18 protein-coding genes and 1 tRNA gene are annotated in these 21,749 nt (G+C 68.5%); 10 read left to right on the forward strand and 9 right to left on the reverse strand.

Annotation, left to right across the window (positions count from 1 at the left end):
* On the forward strand, positions 1–253 hold a 253-nt coding region (locus tag FBZ88_RS26590), incomplete at its 5' end, for a hypothetical protein (RefSeq protein WP_211102809.1).
* Positions 254–263: 10 nt separating this feature from the next.
* The gene (locus FBZ88_RS26595; RefSeq protein ID WP_145620035.1) at positions 264–647 is read left to right on the forward strand and encodes a hypothetical protein; all 384 of its coding nucleotides are present in this window, start codon (positions 264–266) and stop codon (positions 645–647) included.
* 18 nt (positions 648–665) lie between these two features.
* Here FBZ88_RS26595 and FBZ88_RS26600 read toward each other — a convergent pair whose 3' ends face one another.
* Positions 666–1,538: a LysR family transcriptional regulator gene (locus FBZ88_RS26600; RefSeq protein WP_211102810.1), complete on the reverse strand. Its 873-nt coding sequence runs from the start codon at positions 1,536–1,538 to the stop codon at positions 666–668.
* Positions 1,539–1,655: 117 nt separating this feature from the next.
* Here FBZ88_RS26600 and FBZ88_RS26605 point away from each other — a divergent pair, with 117 nt between their 5' ends.
* Both FBZ88_RS26605 and FBZ88_RS26610 read left to right on the forward strand, forming a co-directional pair.
* Positions 1,656–2,630, forward strand: a complete 975-nt coding sequence (locus FBZ88_RS26605) for a zinc-binding dehydrogenase (RefSeq protein WP_145620036.1) — start codon at positions 1,656–1,658, stop codon at positions 2,628–2,630.
* A 367-nt stretch (positions 2,631–2,997) separates the two neighbouring features.
* Positions 2,998–3,474 (forward strand): class I SAM-dependent methyltransferase, encoded by a 477-nt coding sequence (locus tag FBZ88_RS26610; RefSeq protein ID WP_186464610.1) that lies wholly within the window; start codon positions 2,998–3,000, stop codon positions 3,472–3,474.
* Between the two features lie 15 nt (positions 3,475–3,489).
* Here the strand turns inward: FBZ88_RS26610 and FBZ88_RS26615 are convergent, their stop codons facing one another.
* The gene (locus tag FBZ88_RS26615) at positions 3,490–4,476 is read right to left on the reverse strand and encodes a radical SAM protein (protein ID WP_145620038.1); all 987 of its coding nucleotides are present in this window, start codon (positions 4,474–4,476) and stop codon (positions 3,490–3,492) included.
* Positions 4,477–4,575: 99 nt separating this feature from the next.
* Here FBZ88_RS26615 and FBZ88_RS26620 point away from each other — a divergent pair, with 99 nt between their 5' ends.
* Positions 4,576–5,235: an NUDIX hydrolase gene (locus FBZ88_RS26620; protein WP_145620039.1), complete on the forward strand. Its 660-nt coding sequence runs from the start codon at positions 4,576–4,578 to the stop codon at positions 5,233–5,235.
* Positions 5,236–5,309: 74 nt separating this feature from the next.
* Here FBZ88_RS26620 and FBZ88_RS26625 read toward each other — a convergent pair.
* The 5 genes from FBZ88_RS26625 to FBZ88_RS26645 form a co-directional block, all read right to left on the reverse strand.
* Positions 5,310–5,399 (reverse strand) — tRNA-Ser (locus FBZ88_RS26625).
* Positions 5,400–5,520: 121 nt separating this feature from the next.
* Positions 5,521–6,432: an aromatic amino acid exporter YddG gene (yddG, locus tag FBZ88_RS26630; protein ID WP_246138875.1), complete on the reverse strand. Its 912-nt coding sequence runs from the start codon at positions 6,430–6,432 to the stop codon at positions 5,521–5,523.
* Positions 6,433–6,437: 5 nt separating this feature from the next.
* Positions 6,438–6,929, reverse strand: a complete 492-nt coding sequence (locus FBZ88_RS26635; RefSeq protein ID WP_145620040.1) for an NUDIX hydrolase — start codon at positions 6,927–6,929, stop codon at positions 6,438–6,440.
* A gap of 239 nt (positions 6,930–7,168) precedes the next feature.
* Positions 7,169–7,894 carry an acetoacetyl-CoA reductase gene (gene phbB, locus FBZ88_RS26640; RefSeq protein WP_145620041.1) on the reverse strand — a complete coding sequence of 242 codons (726 nt, stop codon included), beginning with the start codon at positions 7,892–7,894 and terminating at the stop codon, positions 7,169–7,171.
* A gap of 185 nt (positions 7,895–8,079) precedes the next feature.
* Positions 8,080–9,255: an acetyl-CoA C-acetyltransferase gene (locus FBZ88_RS26645; RefSeq protein ID WP_145620042.1), complete on the reverse strand. Its 1,176-nt coding sequence runs from the start codon at positions 9,253–9,255 to the stop codon at positions 8,080–8,082.
* Positions 9,256–9,643: 388 nt separating this feature from the next.
* Here FBZ88_RS26645 and FBZ88_RS26650 point away from each other — a divergent pair, with 388 nt between their 5' ends.
* The 3 genes from FBZ88_RS26650 to FBZ88_RS26660 all read left to right on the forward strand — a co-directional run bounded on the left by FBZ88_RS26650 (position 9,644) and on the right by FBZ88_RS26660 (position 11,909).
* Positions 9,644–10,213 carry a TetR/AcrR family transcriptional regulator gene (locus FBZ88_RS26650; RefSeq protein ID WP_145620043.1) on the forward strand — a complete coding sequence of 190 codons (570 nt, stop codon included), beginning with the start codon at positions 9,644–9,646 and terminating at the stop codon, positions 10,211–10,213.
* A gap of 95 nt (positions 10,214–10,308) precedes the next feature.
* Positions 10,309–11,217 carry an SDR family NAD(P)-dependent oxidoreductase gene (locus tag FBZ88_RS26655; RefSeq protein WP_145620044.1) on the forward strand — a complete coding sequence of 303 codons (909 nt, stop codon included), beginning with the start codon at positions 10,309–10,311 and terminating at the stop codon, positions 11,215–11,217.
* A gap of 11 nt (positions 11,218–11,228) precedes the next feature.
* Positions 11,229–11,909, forward strand: a complete 681-nt coding sequence (locus FBZ88_RS26660) for an NAD-dependent epimerase/dehydratase family protein (protein ID WP_145620045.1) — start codon at positions 11,229–11,231, stop codon at positions 11,907–11,909.
* Here the strand turns inward: FBZ88_RS26660 and FBZ88_RS26665 are convergent.
* A complete protein-coding gene (locus FBZ88_RS26665; RefSeq protein WP_145611204.1) occupies positions 11,906–12,274 on the reverse strand; it encodes a cupin domain-containing protein in 369 nt (122 codons plus the stop codon). The two genes, FBZ88_RS26660 and FBZ88_RS26665, sit on opposite strands and share 4 nt — an antisense overlap.
* Positions 12,275–12,423: 149 nt before the next feature.
* Positions 12,424–14,244: a translational GTPase TypA gene (gene typA, locus FBZ88_RS26670; protein ID WP_088872138.1), complete on the reverse strand. Its 1,821-nt coding sequence runs from the start codon at positions 14,242–14,244 to the stop codon at positions 12,424–12,426.
* Between the two features lie 486 nt (positions 14,245–14,730).
* Between typA and FBZ88_RS26675 the strand changes: the two genes are divergently transcribed.
* A complete protein-coding gene (locus FBZ88_RS26675; RefSeq protein WP_145620046.1) occupies positions 14,731–16,827 on the forward strand; it encodes an autotransporter assembly complex protein TamA in 2,097 nt (698 codons plus the stop codon).
* A gap of 11 nt (positions 16,828–16,838) precedes the next feature.
* Positions 16,839–21,467 carry a translocation/assembly module TamB domain-containing protein gene (locus tag FBZ88_RS26680; protein WP_145620047.1) on the forward strand — a complete coding sequence of 1,543 codons (4,629 nt, stop codon included), beginning with the start codon at positions 16,839–16,841 and terminating at the stop codon, positions 21,465–21,467.
* The last annotated feature ends 282 nt before the right edge of the window (positions 21,468–21,749 follow it).

Raw genomic sequence — 21,749 nt, forward strand, 5'->3', positions numbered from 1 at the left:
CCGATCCCCGCATGCCGCCCTCGGCTCCGTTCCAAGGCCAACAGTGAATCATGCTGAAACTCAGGCAGCCACAGGCTTTTTCAACAGCCTGCTAGTGCCCAGGCTGCTGCATGAGGAAGTCACGGCCGCCTTTAATCGCCCCGCTTATAAGGGCGCGCCCATCAGCCTACGCGAATACCTGAAGACGGCCCCGTTCGAGGAACGGATGCGCAAGGGCCTGGAGGTCATGCGCTCCCTCGGCCTGGTGAAGTAGGAGCCACGCCATGACCACTCATGGAAAAGACGCCAGCGCCGCCGCGCTGATCGAGGAATTTCGCACCCAGGTCAAACGGTACTTCCATGCCGATATCATGGGCAATCGCCGGACGATGAAGGCCTGCCTGCCGAAGATGGGCAACGCCGTCCAGGCTCTGGACACGGTGGCCCCTGAGGGACGCATGGCCTTGGTGCCACTGTTGAAGGATGCGGATGACGGCGTGCGCGTTTATGCCGCCGCTTATCTCTTCGGTCGCCTGCCGGAGGAGGCACGCGCCGTGTGGGACGAGGTCCTCGCCGGCTCCAAGCATCCGAGCGCCTATCTGAACGTGGTCAGTTTCAAGATCATCGCCGACTGGAAGCCGGACGACTTCATCAAGGCCTTCGAATAGGCAATGGCGGCGGGAGGGTCACGCGTGTCGCGCCACCCTTCCCACCATCTCCTCCTGCAGGCAGCGCAGCGTCGCCCGGATGGGGGCGGAAGCCGTCATGTCGCTGTGCACCACCAGCCACATGTCGCGCGACAGGACGGGCGGACCGGGCACGGCAGCCAGGCGCGGGTCGTCCGCTGCCATGAAGTCGGGCAGCAGCGCCACACCCATGCCGCTGGCGGCGGCAGCCTGCTGAATCTCCACCGTGTTGCCGTGGAAGACGGTGGGCCGGCCGGCCGCCAACCCTTCCAGCACCTGCTGCTGCGGGGACTGGTCCAAAGGGGCGGCGCTGCCGATGAAGACCCAGTCGGCGGGCGCTGTGGCCGCCAGGTAGGCGGGCGTGGCGTAAAAGTGGAAGGGCAAGGGCGCCAGTTTCCGCGCCGTGAGGTCGCCCTCCGTCGGGCGGCTCATGCGCACGGCGATATCGGCCTCCCGCCGCTCCAGCGAGGCGCTGCGCACCTCCCCCAGCAGGGTCACCGTCAGGGCTGGGTGGCGCCGGCGCAAGGTGGCCAGCACGGGCGCCAGCACCAGCACGGCCAGGGCCGGCGGGGCGCTGATGGTGACGGTGCCCGCGATGTCGGACCGGGCGCCGTCGGCCAGGCGGCGCACCGCCCGGGCATCCCGGGCCATGCGGTCCGCCACGGCGGCGATGCGCTCCCCCTCCGCCGTGAGGGCCAGGCGTCGGCCGCGCCGGTCAACCAGCTTGAGACCCAGCGCCTGCTCCAAGGCCGCAACCCGCCGGGCCACGGTGGCATGCTCCACCCCCAGCGCGCGAGCCGCCGCCGACAGGCTGCCGCCCGTGGCCAAGGCCGCGAAATGGCGCAGATCCTCCCAGTCCATGGCGCGATCCATGGCGCCTCCTTCCGTTAATTTCCGCACATATATTGGCAAAATTTCGGGAATTTTCTCACAAAGAATAGGACGCGACAATCGCGGTCATCGTCACATCGGCTTTGAAGGAGGCCCGACATGAGCTCCCCTGATATCGTTGTCACCGTGGCCGCGCCCGGCGGCGTCGAGCAATTGCGTGTCACTCCGCGCGGCCCCCAGACCCCTGGGGCGGGCGAGGTGCGTCTGCGCCATGAGGCCACCGGCGTCAACTTCGTCGATACCTATCACCGCCGGGGGCTCTACCCCCTGCCCGGTGGCGTGCCGGGGGTGGAGGGCGTGGGCGTCATCGAGGCGCTGGGCGCAGGGGTCACCGGCCTGACGGTGGGCCAGCGCGTGGCCTATGCCGGGACCGCCGGCGGCTATGCCAGCACCCGCCTGCTACCGGCCGACCGCGCGCTGCCCCTGCCCGACGCCGTATCCAGCCGGGATGCCGCCGCGTCGCTGCTGCGCGGGTTGACGACGCAGATGCTGCTGGCCGCGACCCATGCTGTGAGGGCCGATACCGTGCTGCTGGTTTCCGCCGCCGCCGGCGGCCTGGGCATCATGGTCACGCGCTGGGCCCGGCAACTGGGCGCCCGGGTCATCGGCACCACCAGCACAGCGGAGAAGGCGGCGCTGGCCCGCCACCATGGCGCCGATGCCGTCATCATCGGCCGCGATGCCGACGTGGCGGCGGAGGTCGCGTCGCTGACCGGCGGCCGGGGCGTGGATTACGCCATCGACGGCGTGGGCGGCGACGCGCTGCCGAGGTTCATCGCCGCCACGCGGGCAGGCGGCACGGTGGCCAGCATCGGCCAGGCCGGCGGCACGGTCGCGGTGGAGGCGGCGGAGGGTTTGGCCCGCGACCGTGGCGTCACCTTCACCCGGCCCAGCGTCCTAGCCCGCCTGACCGACATCGGCATCTACCACGCGGCCGCCACTGAGGTGTTGGCCCAGCTGGCGCGGGGCCTGACCGCCGACATCGGCGGCAGCTATCCGCTGGCCGAGGCGGCACAGGCCCACGCCGCGCTGGAGGCCGGCCGCACGACCGGGGCCTTGCTGCTGCTGCCGTGATGCCGGAGCGGTTGATCGCCCCCCTGCTGATACCCCCCGCCTGGATGGCCCGTCCCCTCGGGGGCGGGCCATCTCCCAGCCGGTTGCTAAACCATGAGTCTCTCTATAGATTTTAAAAAATAGCCGCACTGATGCCCCATTTGACCGCCGCTAAACTCATTTCTTCTTCCTGTTTTTCCGCGTCGCAAGCCCAACGGAGGGAAATCATATAATGGATCCGCAATGGATGACGCTGTCAAATACATTCAAGAAATATAATCTCGGCTGTGGTGCCATGTTATATCGTGGATTCCTTAATATAGGATACTGGCCCAATTTACAAAATGGCGGCGTGTACCAAAACCTCAACAACACCGATGGTACATTCATGATGAACCACGATCTGAGGGAAGGAATACCTGCCCTCGATGGTTCACTTGACCTGATTTACCACAGCCATTTTCTGGAGCACATCAGCTATACCGACGGCATCACCTTCCTGAAGGAATGCTATGCGAAGCTGGCCGACGGCGGAAAGATGCGCATCCTGGTCCCCGACCTGGAGAAATGGGCCAAGGCCTACCTCAACAACGATCGCTTCTTCCTTGAGGAATACGTGAAGGAAGCGCTCGATCCCGCTCTATACGTGACCAACGCCGCCATCTTCATGGGCATGCTGCACAATCACGACCACAAGTGCGGCTATGACTTCGACACCCTGAAATGGGTGCTGGAGCACGTGGGCTTCACCCACGTCAAGAAGACGCTCTACGCCAGCAGCGAGTACGTGGAGAACATCTTCGAGATCGAGCCGCAGCAGCCGGTGCGCATCATGGAAAGCCTGTGCGTCGAGTGCCGGAAATAGGCAACAGACGCCCAGTCACGCCGCAGCGGACGCCGGTTGCCTTTTGAACTTGTCGCAGATCTGGGTGCTGAGGCAGTCATCGCAGTGCCGGGACCGGGCCGCCTGGCTCAATTGGCGGAAGCGCCGCGGCAGGTCGGCGATATCCGTCACCGTCCTCACGCTGGACAGATCGATGCCGTAGTCCTCAGCCGTGAAGCTGCAGGGCGCCATCCGCCCAGCCTCATCGATGAACAGGAAGCGCTCGCCTGGCCCGCAATCCTCCACTGGCATCGGCCTGTCCCAAGCGCTGGCCCGGAAGCGCTCCAGATAGGCGGTCCCGCCAACCAGCGTGACACCCCTATCCAGCAAGTCTCGCCGCAAGGGGGGCAGCAACTCCTCCAACCGGTCCAAGTCGTGGGGACGGAGACGGTGGTCCGGATAAAACTCCGGCCGGTCACGCCCGCCCAATTGGTTGAAGGTGATTTCGGTTACACCCCAGTCCGCTACCGTCTGGCACAGGGTGTTGAAATCCCTCAGCGTCCGGCGGGTGAGCACGACGTTGACCTTGATCTTCAAGGCGCTGGCGGCGGCGCGCGTTTCGGCGGCCAGGGTGGGAATCCAAGTGCCCAACTTGGAAAAACCGCCGTCCCAGCCGCGCAGGCTGTCATGGGCGCCCCCTACACCGTCCACGCTGATCGTTAGTTCCCGGTAGTGGGCGACCACCTGGGCGCGCACAGCCGGGCTGCCGAGACTGGTGCCGTTGGTGGTAGCGCTGACAGCCAAGCCCAGGCCGCGCACCGCTGCCGTTAAATCCGCCAACGGCTGCCAGAGCAACGGCTCTCCACCCAACCAACTCACCAGCACCTCATCGCCGCTCTCCGCCTGATAGTCGGCCAGCAGGCCGGCCAAGCGCCGAATCTCGGCGATGTCGGCCGCCGGGCGGGGGATGGCCAGACGGCGGTCATAGGCGCAGAACGGACAGGTGAGATTACAGGCGGTCACAACACGCCAAACGACGATCATTTTCACGGCCTTTCATCCATCCTGTGTTCGCCCCAGATTGACGTGTCGCCTGAGATATGCAATTTGTTATTTGCAAGTTGCATAAAAATGACCCAAAAAATGATCGAAGACCTGATCCGCCCGATTCTGACCGTGGACGTCATTCCGCTGGTGCTGAAGGATGGGTGTATGCATGTCGCGCTGCAACGTCGGGATAAGGCCCCCTACGCGAATGAGATGGCCTTGGTCGGCGGCTATGTCCGGGCGGACGAAGATGAGTCCGCCACTGCAGCGGCCCTGCGGGTCTTGCGTGAGAAAGCCGGTATTACGCCCCGGCTGCTGGAGCAGCTCATGACCTTTTCCGGCGCCGGGCGGGATCCGCGCGGCTGGTCCGCGTCCATTGCCTACTACGCCCTGCAGCCGGCGGAGTCCCTGCCCACCGACCGGAATCTAATGCTGACGCCGCTGGATCAGGCACGCGGCCTGCCCTTCGACCACGACGCCATCCTGGCTAAGGCCGCCGACCGCTGGCGGCGGCGCGCGGCCTATTCCACTCTGCCGGCCTTCCTGTTGCCGCCGCACTTCACCCTGTCGGCCCTGCGCGCGGCTTATGAAAGCGTGCTGGGCCGCGCCCTGAACGACAGTGCCTTCCGGCGCAAGATTGACGAATTGCGGGTCATCCAACCCATCGCCGGTGCCAGCAGCAAAGCCACCGCCCGCCCAGCCCAGCTGTACCGACTGAGCCACGACGGCGTGACCGAATTCGACCGCACGCTATAGGGCCGCACGGCATCAGCCGTAAGGTGGGAGAACGGCGATATCGTAGTCAGATGAGGGAATTACGGCGCGGAAAATGGCGGAGAGGGTGGGATTCGAACCCACGGTACCATCGCTGGTACAACGGTTTTCGAGACCGCCCCGTTCGACCGCTCCGGCACCTCTCCGTATCCATTCCCGTGTCCGGCCCCCGTTTTGCTGTCGAACGGGAAAGGGGCCGGCTGGCGAAGCGGCGCGGAACGTAGCGGAAGCGGACCGCTTGCGCAAGCGCTATATGTGCGAAAAGTTTCAGGCGCGGCGGGGCTTCCAGCTGGCGATGACGGCGCCGGCGATGATGAGCAGGCAGGAGGCGGCGACCACGCCGCTGGGCTGGGCCCGGCCGGTCAGGATCAGCAGCAGGGTGGACAGGAGCGGCGTGGCGTAACTGAGCGCGCCCAGGGTGTGGATGTCACCCTTCTTCATGCCGATGTCCCAGACGAAGAAGGCCGCCCCCACGGGGCCCAGGCCCATCAGCGCCAGCAAGGCCCACTGCCCGGCGTCGGGCGCCACCGTCGCCTCCAGTCCCCAATGGCAGAGGGCCGACAGCGCCGCGGTGGCCAGGCAGAAGAAGGCCACGGCGTCGGTGGGCACGGCGCCCAGCAGGCGCGACAGGGTGGAATAGGCGCCCCAGGTGACGGCGGCCCCGGCGGCGGCCAGGAAGCCCGGCAGATAGGCGGGGTCGATGGCGATGCCCCGGCCCCCGGTGACGAGCAGGCCGGTGCCCGCCAGCCCGACCAGGGCGCCCAGTACCTCGCGGCGGCCCAGACGCTCCCCCGGCAGCAGCCCGGCGAACAGCACGATCAACAGCGGCCACAGATAGTTGATGAGGTTGGCCTCCGCCGCTGGCGCCGACTTCAGCGCCAGGAAGTACAGGAAGTGATAGCCGAACAGCCCCCCTACCCCCAGCAGCCAGGCGACGGGGGGCTGGCGCAACGCCGCCCTGGGTGACCGGCCGCGCGCCGCCATCCAGACGATGCCGACCAGGCCCGCCACGGCGAAGGCCACCGCCTCGATTTCGAACGGCGGGATGGGGCCGGTCAACGTGGTCAGCAGCGCCAGGGTGGACCACAGCAGGATGGCGCTGGCACCGATGAGGGTGGCGCGCCGGGCGGTCATGCCGCCCACCGCCGTCGCCTTGTCGTTCCCAACCGCGCTGTCCATGCCTGTTACCCCCGTCCGGTGGCGGCCCGCGCCGCCCAGCCCAGATCCACCACCGCCTTGATCGAGGGCCAAGTCACCAGCCGCTCGCAGGCCGCTCGGTCGGCCCACAGCGCCGCCGCCGCGTCATCGCCCGCCTGGGGCTCCCCGCCCGTATACTCCGCCATGATTTCCACGATGGTGAAGTGGAAGCGCACGCGGGGCTCCACCTCCGGCCCGGCACCCTGGGGACGCGGGTCGCGGGTGATGCCGTCCACCGCCGTCAGTACGGTGTAGGGCCGGCAGGCGATGGCGGTTTCCTCCCGCACCTCCCGCGCCGCCGTCTGGAACAGGGTTTCGCCCAATTCCTGGCTGCCGCCCGGCAGGCACCATTCCCCGGCCAGGGGCGCCTTGGCCCGCCGGATCAACAGCAGCTGGTCCCCCTTCCAAACCAGCACGCCGACGCCCACGCGGGGCTGGTCGGGATAAAGATGTGGTGAGGCGGACGGCTGGTCGGACATGGCTGCACCCATGACAAAAGGCGGGCCCGTCACCGGACCCGCCCCTGTCATACCTCAAGGCACGCGTCTCAGGCTAATGCCTCGCACCACGTCCTCGTCCCCAAATTTCCCAGGCCGCGACCGCGGCCGTCGGAGCGTTTTGGGGAGCGTTTTGGGGAGCGTTTTGGGGAGCGTAGCGGACTGAAACGCGAGGACAAGCCAAGGCGGCGGATGCCGCCGCCCGGCGCCTGAGGGACCTCTTAATACATGTGCTGACCACCGTTGATGGACAGCGTGGAGCCGGTGATGAAGCCGGCGTCGTCCGCCACCAGGAACAGCACGCCGCGGGCGATCTCCTCTGCCTTGCCCAGGCGGCCGACGGGGATCTTGGCGACGATCTTCTCCAGCACGTTGGGCGGCACGGCGCGAACCATGTCGGTGTCGATATAGCCCGGGGCGATGGCGTTGACCGTCACGCCCTTGCCCGCCCCTTCCTGCGCCATGGCCTTGGTGAAGCCATGGATGCCGGACTTGGCGGCGGCGTAGTTCACCTGGCCGTACTGGCCGGCCTGGCCGTTGATGGAGCCGATGTTGACGATGCGGCCGAAGCCGCGCGCCCGCATGCCGTCGATGGCCACGCGGCAGGTGTTGAAGCAGGAGGCGAGGTTGGTCTGGATGACCTCGTTCCACTGCTCGAAATCCATGCGGTGCAGCACGCCGTCGCGGGTGATGCCGGCGTTGTTGACGATGATCTCGATCGGGCCCAGATCATGCTCGATCTTGGTCATGCCGTGCCGCACATCCTCGAAACTGGCCACGTCGAAGCGATAGGCGGGGATGCCCGTCCGCTCCGTGAACTCGCGCGCCTTCTGCTCGTTGCCGCCGTAGTTGGCCGCAACCCTATAGCCGGCGTCCCTCAGCGCCACCGAGATGGCTTCACCGATGCCGCGGGTACCACCCGTCACCAATGCAACACGCGCTGTCATCTAATCCTCCCCTTTTTCACGAGTCAGAATACGTCCATAGAACGTCACGCTTCAGGAGGATCGGCATTCGCCCGGCATCCCGGCCCCCCAGCCTGGGCCGGCGCGATCACTCCACGCCAAACCCCAGGCAAAACCTAGCTGGTTGCGCGACCGGAAAGATCATTTCCAGTCGCGCACCGCATCAATCAGTCACGGGCCACGCACATGGCGATGCCCATGCCGCCGCCGATGCACAGCGTGACCAGGCCCTTCTTGGCGTCCCGCTTCTGCATCTCATGCAGCAGGGTCACCAGCACACGCGCGCCGGAGGCGCCAATCGGGTGGCCCAGGGCGATGGCGCCGCCGTTGACGTTCACCTTGTCGTCGGGCCAGCCCATGTCCTTGTTGACGGCACAGGCCTGCGCGGCGAAGGCCTCGTTGGCCTCAATCAGGTCCAGGTCGGCGACCGTCCAGCCGGCGCGCTGCAGCGCCAGCTTGCTGGACGGGATGGGGCCCGTGCCCATGATGGACGGGTCGACGCCGGCGGTGGCCCAGGAAACGATGCGGGCCAGCGGCTTCACCCCGCGCTTGGCGGCGTTCTCGGCCGTCATCAGCACCAGCGCCGCGGCGCCGTCGTTGATGCCCGAGGCGTTGCCGGCGGTGACGGTGCCGTCCTTGGCGAAGGCCGGGCGCAGCTTGGCCAGCGTCTCGGCCGTGGTGCCGGCCTTGGGGTATTCGTCGGCCTCGACCACCACGTCGCCCTTGCGGCCGGGCACAGTGACGGGGACGATCTCATCCTTGAAGCGGCCGGCCTTCTGCGCGGCCTCGGCCTTCTGCTGGCTGCCGGCGGCGAAGGCGTCCTGGGCCTCGCGGGAGATTTCCCACTTCTTGGCCACGTTCTCGGCCGTCGTGCCCATGTGGTAGTTGTTGAAGGCGTCCCACAGGCCGTCCTTGATCATGGTGTCTACCATGCTGGCGTCACCCATCTTGGTGCCGTTGCGCAGGTGGATGGCGTGGGGGGCTTGGCTCATGCTTTCCATGCCGCCGGCCACCACCACCTCGGCCTCGCCCAGGCGGATGGCCTGGAAGCCCTGGGCCACGGCGCGCAGGCCGGACCCGCAGACCTGGTCCAGGGTGTAGGCGGTGCGCTCCACCGGCACGCCGGCGGCGACGGACACCTGGCGGGCGCTGTTCTGGCCGGTGGCGGCCTTCAGCACATGGCCCAGCACGACCTCGGACACCTCGGCGGCGTCGACATGGGCGCGGCGCAGGGCCTCGGTGACGGCCACGGTGCCAAGAGCGACAGCCGACAGGCTGCTGAGCGCACCGTTGAAGCTGCCGATGGGCGTGCGCGCGGCGCCGGCGATGACCACTTCGACCATGATGTTCCTCTCTTCCCGAACGATTTCATGCCCTGTCTATCATAGGGCGGCCCGCCCCACCGGCGCCCCTGTCAAGGTTAACGGGGCCGGCGGGAAAGGCGGTGGAAATTCCGGTGGGGGCGGCCTTTCGTCATCCCCCGCCCCTAGTCTTGGCCATTTACCAATCCGGGCGCAAGCATGCTCACCAGCCGCCGCACCACCAAAGCGCGAAACACCCTTGCGTGCGGTTGCGCCCTCGCATCGAAACTTAACTTGCGTCTGCGGGCGCCGCCCTGATTCGGATCAAACGCCGCACGCGTCCCACCCCCTGTGACGTCGCGCACTTGGCATTCCAGCCGAGGCCGCTATATTGAGTGCTCACTCACTCTTTATTCCCTTTGGTGTTTCCATGGCCCGGCCCAAAAGCGAAGAGAAGCGCGACGCCATCCTGGCGGCGGCTGCCCAGGTCATTGCCGACCAGGGCCTGGGCGCCCCCACCGCCCGCATCGCCAGCCTGGCCGGCGTGGCAGAGGGCACGCTGTTCACCTATTTCGCCACCAAGGACCTGTTGCTGAACCAGCTGTACCTGGCGCTGAAGGGGGAGTTGCGCCAGGCCATGATGACGGCCTATCCCGCCGACGGCCCCCTGCGCGACCGGGTGCGCCATATCTGGGACCGCTATGTCGACTGGGGCGTGCGCGACCCGGCGCGGCGCCGCGCCATGGCGCAGCTGATCGTGTCGGACCGCCTGACGCCCGAGACGCGGGCGCTGGGCAGCGAGGGTTTCGCCCGCATCGACGGTGTGATGCGGGAGGGCGTGGCCCAAGGCCTGATGCGGGACCAGCCCCCTGATTTCGTGGCCGCCATCCTGACCTCGCTGGCGGAGACCACCATGGACTTCATCCTGCGTCAGCCCGACAGCGCCGAGCGTTACCGCGCCGCCGGTTTCGACGCCCTATGGAACGCCCTCAGCCGCTAACCGCCGAGGCGTATCCACCCGGCCCATGCCCGTTTCTCGCCTGATAAATGAGTGATTGATCGCTCAATTTTCCTTCCATCAATGGAGTCTTCATCATGAGCACCGTTTCAAAGGTTTGGCTGGTCACCGGCAGCGCCGCCGGGCTGGGCCGCGATATCGCCGAGGCCGTGCTGGCCGCCGGTCACCGCCTGGTGGCCACCGCCCGCCAGCCGGAGCGGCTGGCCGACCTGCACGCCCGGTATGGCGACCAAGTGCGCACCCTGGCGCTGGACGTGACCGACGCGGCCGCCGCCCGCGCCGCCGTGGCCCAGGCGGTGGATGCCTTCGGCCGCCTGGACGTGGTGGTGAACAATGCCGGCTACGCCGACGTCGCCCCGTTCGAACAGATGGACCTGGAGGTCTTCCGCGCCCAGATCGACACCAACCTGATGGGCGTGGTCAACGTCACCCATGCCGCCCTGCCGGTGATGCGCGCCCAGCGGTCCGGTCACATCCTGCAGGTGTCCTCCGTCGGCGGGCGGCTGGGCCGGCCGGGGCTCAGCGCCTACCAGGCGGCCAAATGGGCCGTGGGGGGCCTGACAGAGGTGCTGGCGGGCGAAGTCAACCCATTGGGCATCCAGATCTGCGCCCTGGAGCCCGGCGGCATGCGTACCGGCTGGGGCACCCGCTCGCTGCGCGACACGCCGGCCGTCATGCCGGACTACCAGGCCTCGGTCGGCGCGCTGGTGGAGATGTTCAAACCCTATATCGGCAATGAGGCCGGCGACCCGGCCAAGATTGCCCAATTGATCCTGCGCCTCGCCGACCATCCCACCCTGCCCCCGCATCTGCTGCTGGGCAGCGACGCCCTGCACTATTTCGGCCTGGCCGACGGCGAGCGCGCGGCCCAGCTGGCGGCGTGGGAGGCTGTCAGCCGCTCGACCGACGTGGCCTATGACGGCCCCGTCCCCGCCCTGCCGGAAACGGCACCCCAGGCGGTGCTCACGCCGCCCACCCGCTCGTAAGGACGCACGCCATGAAGGTCATCCTGTTCGGGGCGACCGGCATGGTGGGCCAGGGGGTCATGCGGGAATGCCTGCACGACCCCCGGGTCACCCAAGTCCTGGCCGTGGGCCGCACCGCCACCGGCCTCACCCATGCCAAACTGTCGGAATTGACCCTTCCCGCCATGACCGATCCGGGTATGACGGACTGGGAAACGCTGGACGGGCTGCTGGCCGGCTATGACGCCTGCTTCTTCTGCCTAGGCGTCTCCTCATCCGGCATGACCGAGGACGCCTACACCCGCATCACCCACGGCCTGACGCTGGAGGTGGCGCGCACCCTGGCCCGCCTGAACTCGGGCATGACCTTCATCTACGTCTCCGGTTCCGGCACGGACGGGACGGAGCGGGGGCGCACCATGTGGGCAAGGGTCAAGGGCCGGACGGAAAACGATTTGCGGCGCCTGCCCTTCAAGGCGGTGTACCTGTTCCGTCCCGGCCTGATCCCGCCCCTGCATGGCGCCCGGTCCAAGACCAGCGTCTATCGCCTGTTCTACACACTGACGGCGCCGCTGCTGCCCCTGGCCCGCCGCCTGTTCCCCAATCAGGTTCTGACCACGGTGGAGATCGGCCAAGCCATGCTGAACGCCGCCGAGAGAGGGGCACCCCAGGCGGTGCTGGAGACGGCGGATATTCGCAGGGTGGTCGCTTAAATCCACACGTCGTTCAGCGCCGTGCGCTCACCCGTGCCGGCGTCGCCCGTGTTGACCACGCCGCGCGGTTCGATCAGCAGCAGCTTCACCTCCGCCTCGGCCGAGGGCTTGTGCTCCACGCCCTTGGGCACCACGGCCATCTCACCAGGGCCCAGGGTGATGGCGCCGTCGCGAAAGTCCAGGCGCAGCGTTCCCTCCAGCACGATGAAGGTCTCATCCGTGTCGGCGTGGGCGTGCCAGAGGAAGTCGCCCTCAAGGCGCGACAGCTTGAACTGATAGTCGTTCATTTCCGCCACCACTTTGGGCTGCCACTGCTCGGTGAACAGGGCGAACTTGTCGGCGAAGCGGATGGGGGTGGGCGGCATGACGGTCTCCAGGTTGGCAAGACCTTCACCATGCCGGGCCGACCGCAGGCCGGTATTGGACGTTCGTGCGCGGCGCTTCCTTAAACGAAAACCCCGCCCACCGGTGGGTGGACGGGGCTTCGAACTGATCAAACCGGAATGGCCAGCGATCAGCCGGCTTCGGCCTGCTTCTGGGCGCGCTTGCGGTCGGTCGGGTCCAGCAGGCGCTTGCGCAGGCGGATGGACTTCGGCGTCACTTCAACCAGTTCCTCGTCCTCGATGTAGGCCAGGGCCTTTTCCAGGGACATGTCCATCGGCGTGGTCAGGCGCACGGCCTCGTCCTTGCCGGCGGCGCGGATGTTGGTCAGCTGCTTGCCCTTCAGGACGTTCACTTCCAGGTCGTTGCCACGGCTGTGCTCGCCGATGATCATGCCCTGGTACACCTTGGCGCCCGGTTCGATCATCATGGGACCGCGGTCCTCCAGGTTCCACAGGGCGTAGGCCACGGCCTCACCCTCGCCGTTGGAGATCAGCACGCCATTGCGGCGGCCCTGGATGGGACCCTTGTACGGGGCGTAACCGTGGTACAGGCGGTTCATCAGGCCGGTGCCGCGGGTGTCGGTCAGGAACTCGCTCTGGTAACCGATCAGGCCGCGCGACGGCACGTGGAACACCAGGCGGACCTTGCCGGCGCCGGACGGACGCATCTCCAGCATGTCACCCTTGCGCTCGGAGATTTTCTGGACGACGACGCCCGAGAATTCCTCGTCCACGTCGACCACGACTTCCTCGATCGGCTCCATGCGCTGGCCGTTCTCGTCCGTCTTCAGCAGCACGCGGGGACGGGAGATCGACAGCTCATAGCCTTCGCGGCGCATGTTCTCGATCAGGATGCCCAGCTGCAGTTCGCCACGGCCGGCCACCTCGAACGCGTCGGCGTTCTCGGTCTCGCGCACCCGCAGGGCGACGTTGCCCTCGGCCTCGCGCATCAGGCGGTCGCGGATCATGCGGCTGGTGACCTTGTCGCCTTCTCGGCCAGCCAGCGGGCTGTCATTGACGCTGAAGGTCATGGCCAGGGTCGGCGGGTCGATGGGCTGGGCGGCCAGCGGCTCGGACACCAGCGGCTCGCAGATGGTGTCGGCCACGGTGGTCTTGGTCAGGCCGGCGATGGCGACGATGTCACCCGCCTGCGCCTCTTCCACGCCCACGCGCTCCAGCCCGCGGAAAGCCAGCAGCTTGGAGATGCGGCCCTGCTCGATCAGCTTGCCGTCAGCGGTCAGGGCCTTGATGGCCATGTTGGCGCGGGCGACACCGGTCTGGATGCGGCCCGTCAGCAGGCGGCCCAGGTAGGGGTTGGCTTCCAGCGTGGTGGCCAGCATGGTGAAGGGGGCGTCGACGTCCACCTTGGGCGCCGGCACGTGGCGCAGCACCAGCTCGAACAGCGGGCGCATGTCCTCACGCGGGGCGTCCAGGCTTTCCGCCGCCCAGCCGTTGCGGCCCGAGGCGAACAGGGTCGGGAAGTCCAGCTGCTCGTCGCTGGCGTCCAGCGCCGCGAACAGGTCGAACACCTCGCTGTGCACTTCGTCCGGACGGGCGTCGGAACGGTCGACCTTGTTGATGACGACGATGGGCTTCAGGCCCAGCTTCAGCGACTTGCCCAGCACGAACTTGGTCTGCGGCAGCGGGCCCTCGGCGGCGTCGCACAGCAGGATGACGCCGTCGACCATGCTCAGGATACGCTCCACCTCGCCGCCGAAGTCGGCGTGGCCGGGGGTGTCGACGATGTTGATGCGGGTGCCTTCCCACAGGACGCTGGTGCACTTCGCCAGGATGGTGATGCCGCGCTCACGCTCCAGGTCGTTGCTGTCCATGGCGCGCTCGGCGACCTGCTGGTTGTCGCGGAAAGCGCCCGACTGGCGCAGCAGCACGTCAACCAAGGTGGTCTTGCCATGGTCGACGTGCGCGATGATGGCGATGTTACGCATATCCATTGGACGCTAATCCCGCGAAGCTTGGGGCCCGGTCCAAAAACGCGACGTGCGCCTGGCGATGGCCCAAAAACAAAAGCCCGCCCCCTGACGCATCGGCGCCGGGACCGGGTTTCACGAGGCGGAATATAGCTATTGGCAGGGTCGGGAGAAAGGCCTGCCGAAGGGGGTTGGACGCAAGAGGGGGTTACGGGTACCGCAAGGCAGACTATAAATTTGCCACGATCTTGTTGGTTAAGCTCATGTCCGCCGGCCCTTTTCCTCAATCGGGGCAGCTGGGCCGGCCCCCGTGCCGTCACAAAGACTTAACGCTGTCCGCCGGCGTATGGGTCGAAAAACAAGGAGGCAAAAACCCCCGCCCGGGCGCCCCGCCCCGGCCCGTCATCCGCCTGGCCCCAAAGCCCGCCCGACCACCCGCAGCCGTTGGAGCCCGCGTCGCCCTTCGCCGCCCCCCGCCTTCAGCACCGAGCGCCGGTCCGCCCGATCGCCTTGGCGCTGCTCCCCTCCCTGAGCCTGGCCCTGCCCTTTGTGTGCTGGTCCGCGCAGGGCTACGCCCAAGATGCGCCCGCGGCCCAGCCGGCGTCGTCCCCCGCCACACCGCCGTCCAAGCCCGACGACGCGGCCGGCAAGGACGCGCCCAAGGACGGTGGTTCCCAAGGCGCCGCCACCCAGACCGCCGATAGGCCCACCGCCGATACGCCCGCGGACTCGTCCGATGATGCGGACACACCCGGCGCCGTGCTGGCGCGCAAGGCGGAGCAGGCGCCCGACGTCGCCCCCGCCGGCCAGCCGGACGCGGAGCCGCCGCCGGCGACCTACACCGTGGATTTCCATCCGGCCCCGGGCGTTGAGGCCGACGACGGCCTGATGGACGTGCTGCGCAGCGCCTCTTCCCTCATCACCCTGCAGAACGATCCGCCGTCGTCGCTGCTGGGCCTGGAGAAGCGCATCGACAACGATTACGACAAGCTGGCGGCCGCATTGCGTTCCGAAGGCTATTTCGATGGCAGCGTCATGGTGAAGGTGGACGCCGACGCCAAACCGGTGGCCGTGGTCATCGAGGTGACGCCGCGCCAGCGCTACACCATCTCCAAGATCACCCTGACCCAGACCGACGGCTCCCCGCCCCCCGGCGGCCCGCTGGACCTGGGCAAGCTGCACCTGAAGCCGGGCGATCCCGCCCGGGGGCCGGCCATCCGTGACGCGGAGGCGGCCGTGACGCCCCTGATGGCGACGCGCGGCTACGCCCGCGCCAAGGTGGGACAGCGCGACCTGGCGGTGGACGTGCAGGCCCACACCATGGCCGTGGCCTTCACCCTGGACCCGGGGCCGCTGGTGCGCTTCGGCCCCACCACCTTCACCGGCCTGGGCCGCCTGGACCCCGAGGTCGCCTATGGCCGCCTGCCGTGGAAGCCGGGCGACGTGTACGACCCGGCCAAGGTCGATACCGCCCGCAACAAGCTGACGGACCTGGGCGTCTTCTCCCAGGTGCGGGTGGTTCTGGACGACGTGCCGGGCACGGTGCAGCCGGACGGGTCGCGCGAGGTTCCCATGCTGGGCCAGATGGAGGAGCGGGACCGCCACTTCGTCAACACCGGCCTGACCTACGGCACCACCGATGGGGCGGCCGCCACCGCCACCTGGGGCGACCGCAACTTCCTGGGCGGGGCGGAGGCGCTGACCGTCACCGGGTCCATCGGCGGCATCGCCCGCAAGAAGTTCCGCGATTCCGACGGGTTGGACTACAGCCTGGGCACCACCCTGAAGAAGCCCGACTTCCTGGAAACCGACACCACCTTGAACCTGTCGGCCCTGGCGGTGTCGGAGCATCCGGAAGCCTACTCGCGCGACGCCCTGACGCTGGGGGCCATCGTCACCCACCCGCTGACGCCCCATCTGACGGCCAGCGCCGGCGTGACGCTGGAGCAATCTTCCATCCGGCAGGACCTGACGGGCAACGGCGTGTTGACCACCACCGACAACACCCTGGTGGGCGTGCCGGTGACGCTGAACTTCGACAACACCGACAACCTTTTGAACCCCACGCAGGGTTATCGCTGGAACACCGGCCTCATCCCCTATTTCAGCCCCTTCGGCGACAGCGGCACCTTCGTCATCGGCAAGGCCGGCGGCAGCGGCTATTGGGCGCTGGACGACGCCAAGGCCTATGTCTTCGCGGCGCGGGTGAACCTGGGCGCCGTCTTCGGCGGCTCGCTGGCCCTGGTGCCGGCCGACAAGCGCTTCTTCGCCGGCGGCGGCGGCTCGGTTCGCGGCTACGCCTATCAGAAGGTAGGTCCGCTGGACGTCAACAACGACCCCACCGGCGGCCGCTCGCTGATCGAAACCAGCGCCGAGCTGCGCATCCGCCTGACCGACACCATCGGCCTGGTGCCCTTCATCGACGGCGGCAACGTCTTCGAGTCCGCCTATCCGGACCTGAGCCAGGGCATGCGCTGGGGCGCCGGCCTGGGCGTGCGCTATTTCACCTCTTTCGGTCCCCTGCGCCTGGACGTGGGCGTGCCGCTGGATCGCCGCAGCGGCGACAGCATGTGGCAGCTGTACGTCAGCATCGGCCAGTCCTTCTGACGGAACCCGGCATGTCCGACACCCCCCCACCGCCCGGTCCCGCCCCCGCCCCGCCGCCCGCGCACCGTTCCTGGGGACGGCGCCTGCTGTCGGCCGGCCATATCGCGGCCTTCGCCATCCTGGGTATCGTCGCCGGCCTGGCCGCCGCGGCGGGCATCGGCCTGTGGTGGATGGACACGGGCTCCGGCCGCGCCTTCGCCACCCGCCAGGCGGAGGCCAATGTGCCTGGCCTGAAGGTGGAGGGGCTGTCGGGCCTGCCCTTCCACCCCCGGGTGGCGCGCGCCACCCTGGTGGATCTGATCACGGGCAAGCCCTGGCTGCTGGTGGAGGACGCGGCGCTGGACTGGCGGCTGCTGCCCCTGGCCCACCGCGAACTGGCCGTGGACGCGCTCAGCGCCCGGCGCATCTGGGTGGCCCAGCCGGCCCCCTCGCTGGAGCCGCCGCCGGACGGCACGGTCAAGGACGACGCCAATCCCCTGACCTTGCCCTTCAGCATCACCGTGGCCCGCCTGGACCTGCCGCGCATCGAGCTGGCGCCCAGCCTGGCCGGCGGCCAGGGGGCGGCGCTGTCCACCAGCGGCACGGTGCGTCTGGGCCCGAACCTGGACGGCGACAGCCGCCTGACCCTGACGCAGCTGGACGGCGGGGCCGCCCATGGCGAGCTGACCGCCCGCTTCACCGCGCCCGGCCTGACCAGCCCCGGCAGCCTGACCCTGGAGCTGCGGGGGCAGGAGGAGGCGGGCGGCCTGGTGGCCCGCCTGGCTGGCCACCCTGAACTGGGCCCGCTGACCCTGGACCTGACGGGCAGCGGGCCGCTGGACCAGTTCCAGGCGCACCTGGACCTGAAGGAGACGCCGCAGGCGGCCAAGGCCGCCGATGGCGCCACCGTCACCCCGCGCACCGTGGCCCTGGTGGCCGACGTGGGCCTGGCCCGGCCCAAGGGCAAGGCCAAGCGCGTCACCCTGGACCTGAAGGCCGCCCCCGGCCGCCTGCTGCCCGACAATCTGGCGTGGATGGCGGGCGACGCCGCCACCCTGCAGACGGCCGCCACCCTGGCCGACGACGGCACCATCACCCTGGAAAGCCTGGATTTGGCCGCCGCCTTCGGTCGCGTGACCGCCAAGGGCAGCCTGAAGGACAAGGACGGCGACCTGACCCTGCGGCTGGTGCCGGCGGCGCCGGAGGCCCTGTCCCCCGCCGTGCCCGGCCTGGCGCTGGGCAAGCTGGACGCCGTGCTGCACACCACCGACCCGGCGGCGGGCAAGGCCGGCGCCAAGAAGCAGCGCGTGGTGACCGCCGACCTGACGGTGGAGGAACTGGGCTACAACGATGCCCATGTGCGCCACCTGACCGCCACCACCAGGCTGCAGGAGGACGGCACCCGCCTGCTGCTGGACCTGACGTCCAAGCTGCAGGGCCTGGATGCGACCGGGCTGCCCCCGGCCCTGACCGACCATGCCGACCTGGCCCTGACCGGCGCGCTGGACCGCGCCAGCGGCAACATCCAGGTGGACAAGCTGGACCTCACGGGCGGTATCGGGCACCTGACCGGCAGCGGCAGCGCCCAGGCCTGGGGCCGCCAAGCCAGGGGCAGCCTGAAGCTGGCCGATGGCGAGCTGGCCACGCTGATGGCCCTGGCCAATGGGGGCGGCACCGGCGGCAAGGAACCGCCCAGCGCGAAGCCGGCGCCGGAAGACATCATCACCGGCCACGTGGCGGCGACGGTGGAGGGCACGGTGGCCGACGGCGTGGCCGAGGGCACACTGTCCGTGCAGGCGACCGACCTGCGCACCGGCCAGCCGACGGAGGACGCGCTGCTGGCCGGCCGGGCGGAGATCAACGGCAAGGTCCGCGCCACCCTGGACGGCAAGGACGTGGCGGTCACACCGCTGACCGTGCGCACCGGCGCCGTCGACCTGGCGGGCAACGTCACGCTGAAGGACAACACCCTGACGGCCGACCTGAAGGGCAGCGGCCAGGTGGTGGGCAACCCGGCCAGCGTGGCCGCCCATGTGGTCAAGACGGGCCCCCGCCTGACCGTGCGCGACCTGGCGGCGGCCTTGGGCCCGAACAAGCTGGAGGGCGGGCTGGACGCCGACCTGGACCGGCGGCTGGCCACCGGCAAGCTGGCCGCCACCTTCCCCGACCTATCCAGCCTGGGCGCCCTGGCCGGCACGCGCCTGGCGGGCCGCGCCAAGGCCGACATCGTGCTGGGCGCCGCCACGGCCGCCCCGGCGCCCGCGCGCACCGCCCGGCAAGCCAAGGCCCAGCAGCCCAAGGCGAAGAAAGGCCAGGCAGCCCCGCCGCCCCCCGCACCCGCCCGGGGCGCCACCCAGGGCGTGGACCTGAAGGTGGTGCTGGACGATTTGGTGGTGGAGGACCAGCGCATCCACCAGGCCACCTTGAGCGGCCATGTCGATGACGTGCTGGGCAGCCCCCGCCCCAACGTCACCCTGGCGGCCGACGGCATCGAGGCCGGCCAGGTGCTGGTCAACAAGGTGACCGCCGCCTGGCGCGGCACGCTGGGCGAGGGCGACATCACCCTGGCCCTGGACGGCACCACCGGCGTGGGCAGCGTGGGCCGCCGCCGCGCCTTCCAGGTGGAAAGCGCCGGCCACCTGACCCAGGCGCCGGAGCCCAGGTCACCCAAGGAGGCGCGAGGGCCCACCGTGGCGCGGCTGGACCAGCTGGACGGCCGCCTGGACCAGACCACCCTGAAGCTGGCCGCCCCCGCCACCATCACCGTGGCCAAGGGCAGCGTGGCGGTGAAGGGCCTGGACGTGGCGCTGGGCACGGGCCGCATCCGCGCCGACGTGGCGCTGAACGGCAAGGAAGTGACGGCGCAGGTGGAGGCGACGGCGCTGCCGCTGGCACTGGCCGCCCTGGCCGACCCGGCGCTGACCCTGGCCGGCACCCTGGACGCCAAGGTCACAGCCAGCGGTACCGCCGCCAACCCCACGGCCGACGCCACCGTCAGCATCCACGGCCTGTCCATGCAGCAGCTGGCCGTGACCCTGGACAGCGGGGCGACGGAGGCGCCGGGCACCCCACCCGAGGCCACGCCCGACGGCAAGCCGGCCGTCAGCACGGCCGTCGCCAACAACCCGGCCAACGCCACCGGCGCCGACACCACCCCGGCCAAGAAAAAGACGCTGGAGGTCAAGAACAGCGCCGATCGGCGGTTGAACGCCGACGCCACCCTGACCGCCGCCTGGCGCGGCGGGCGGCTGCGCAGCACCCTGGCGGCCCACACCGCCGACGGGGCGGTAGACCTGAACGCCGAGGCCGACACGCCCCTGGCGCTGAACCCGGAGACCATGTCGCCGGTGATCCAGGGGCCGGTCAGCGCCAAGATCAACGGCCGGACGGAGCTGTCGCGCTACAACGACTTCCTGGCGGCCTCGGCCCAGCGCATCGGCGGCAAGGTCTCGGTCGACCTGGCGGTGGCCGGCACGGTGGCGGATCCCAAGGTCACCGGTTCGGTCGACCTGATCGACGCGAAGTATGAGAACGGCAGCACCGGCACCCAGATCTTCGGCCTCAACGCCCATCTGGTGGGCGACGCGCGCGGCCTGGCGGTGGAGAAATTCCACGGCGACACGGCCGACGGCGGTGCCGTGGATTTGAGCGGCCGCATCAACCTGGGCGACCCCAACGCGCAGGAAAAGGCGCCCGTGCTGGACCTGCACGTCACCACCACCAACGCCCGGCTGCTGCGCACCGACCCCATCACCGCCTGGGTGGACAGCGACCTGACGCTGAAGGGCCTGATGAACAAGCCGGACCTGGCCGGCACCGTGCGGCTGCGCGAGACCTGGGTGGGCCTGCCGGACAAGCCGCCGGCCGACGTGGCCGACCTGCCCGTGCGCTATGTCAACGGCCGGCCGCGCCAGCCCCAGGGCCAGATGTCGGCCGCCGGCGGCGGGCTGCTGGTCCATCTGAAGGTGGACATCAAGGCGCGCAACCGCATCTACGTCCAGGGCCGGGGCCTGACGGCGGAGTTCGCCGCCGACATGCAGGCGCGCGGCACCAGCGCCGACCCGCAGCTGACCGGCCGGGTCTTCCTGGTGAAGGGCGATTTCAGCGCCCAGGGCCAAACCTTTACCCTGACCAAGAGCGACATCACCTTCACCGGGGACAGCGACCCCCTGCTGGACATCTCCGCCTCCGCCACCAAGGCGGACTTCACGGCCATCCTGAACATCACCGGCCGCCTGTCCAAACCCACCGTTGCCCTGACCTCGGACCCGCCCCGCCCGCAGGACGAGGTGCTGTCCCGCCTGCTGTTCGACCGGCCGATCAGCCAGATCAGCGCGCTGGAGGCCTTGCAGTTGGCGCAGGGTGTGGCCCAGCTGTCGGGTGTGCTGGGCAGCGGCCCGGGCATCCTGGACAACGTGAAGCGCAACCTGGGCATCGACCGGCTGGAATTCTCCAGCGCCGCCGTCGGCTCCAGCGCCTTCGGCACGGTCACCGCCGGCCGCTACATCAACAGCCGCACCTATGTCGGCGTCAGCCAGTCGGTGGGCGGCACCGGCACCAACGTCACCCTGGAATACGCCCTGACCTCCCGCCTGCGCCTGAACGGCGCCGTCGGCAGCACGGACGACACCGTGGGCCTGAAGTACCAGTGGGATTATTGAGGGTGAGGAAAACTAAATGGTCCGGCTGCTAGTATCCACCCTGGATATCCTGGGCATAATAACAATGCCCACCATTTTTCTTTTTCTCGCAATGTTACCTCCACTTACCGATCTAAAGCCGGACATTGGAGGAATAATTATGGATAACATTTTAGAAATTGTTAAATTTTTCATTGCAGCAATAATATTGTCTTTTGTCTGGATGTCTAAAAGGTACATCGATAAAGAAAAATCTGGGACGGGCCGAATGTATAATCGGGATTTAATATTACTAACAATGTA

Origin of the sequence: Nitrospirillum bahiense (genome assembly GCF_007828025.1) — a bacterium.
GTDB lineage: Bacteria > Pseudomonadota > Alphaproteobacteria > Azospirillales > Azospirillaceae > Nitrospirillum > Nitrospirillum amazonense.

Coding starts and splice junctions, on each gene's coding strand:
- FBZ88_RS26595 (WP_145620035.1), top strand. CDS start 264: ATGACCACTCATGGAAAAGACGCCAGCGCCGCCGCGCTGATCGAGGAA.
- FBZ88_RS26600 (WP_211102810.1), bottom strand. CDS start 1,538: ATGGATCGCGCCATGGACTGGGAGGATCTGCGCCATTTCGCGGCCTTG.
- FBZ88_RS26605 (WP_145620036.1), top strand. CDS start 1,656: ATGAGCTCCCCTGATATCGTTGTCACCGTGGCCGCGCCCGGCGGCGTC.
- FBZ88_RS26610 (WP_186464610.1), top strand. CDS start 2,998: ATGATGAACCACGATCTGAGGGAAGGAATACCTGCCCTCGATGGTTCA.
- FBZ88_RS26615 (WP_145620038.1), bottom strand. CDS start 4,476: ATGATCGTCGTTTGGCGTGTTGTGACCGCCTGTAATCTCACCTGTCCG.
- FBZ88_RS26620 (WP_145620039.1), top strand. CDS start 4,576: ATGATCGAAGACCTGATCCGCCCGATTCTGACCGTGGACGTCATTCCG.
- yddG (WP_246138875.1), bottom strand. CDS start 6,432: ATGGACAGCGCGGTTGGGAACGACAAGGCGACGGCGGTGGGCGGCATG.
- FBZ88_RS26635 (WP_145620040.1), bottom strand. CDS start 6,929: ATGTCCGACCAGCCGTCCGCCTCACCACATCTTTATCCCGACCAGCCC.
- phbB (WP_145620041.1), bottom strand. CDS start 7,894: ATGACAGCGCGTGTTGCATTGGTGACGGGTGGTACCCGCGGCATCGGT.
- FBZ88_RS26645 (WP_145620042.1), bottom strand. CDS start 9,255: ATGGTCGAAGTGGTCATCGCCGGCGCCGCGCGCACGCCCATCGGCAGC.
- FBZ88_RS26650 (WP_145620043.1), top strand. CDS start 9,644: ATGGCCCGGCCCAAAAGCGAAGAGAAGCGCGACGCCATCCTGGCGGCG.
- FBZ88_RS26655 (WP_145620044.1), top strand. CDS start 10,309: ATGAGCACCGTTTCAAAGGTTTGGCTGGTCACCGGCAGCGCCGCCGGG.
- FBZ88_RS26660 (WP_145620045.1), top strand. CDS start 11,229: ATGAAGGTCATCCTGTTCGGGGCGACCGGCATGGTGGGCCAGGGGGTC.
- FBZ88_RS26665 (WP_145611204.1), bottom strand. CDS start 12,274: ATGCCGCCCACCCCCATCCGCTTCGCCGACAAGTTCGCCCTGTTCACC.
- typA (WP_088872138.1), bottom strand. CDS start 14,244: ATGGATATGCGTAACATCGCCATCATCGCGCACGTCGACCATGGCAAG.
- FBZ88_RS26680 (WP_145620047.1), top strand. CDS start 16,839: ATGTCCGACACCCCCCCACCGCCCGGTCCCGCCCCCGCCCCGCCGCCC.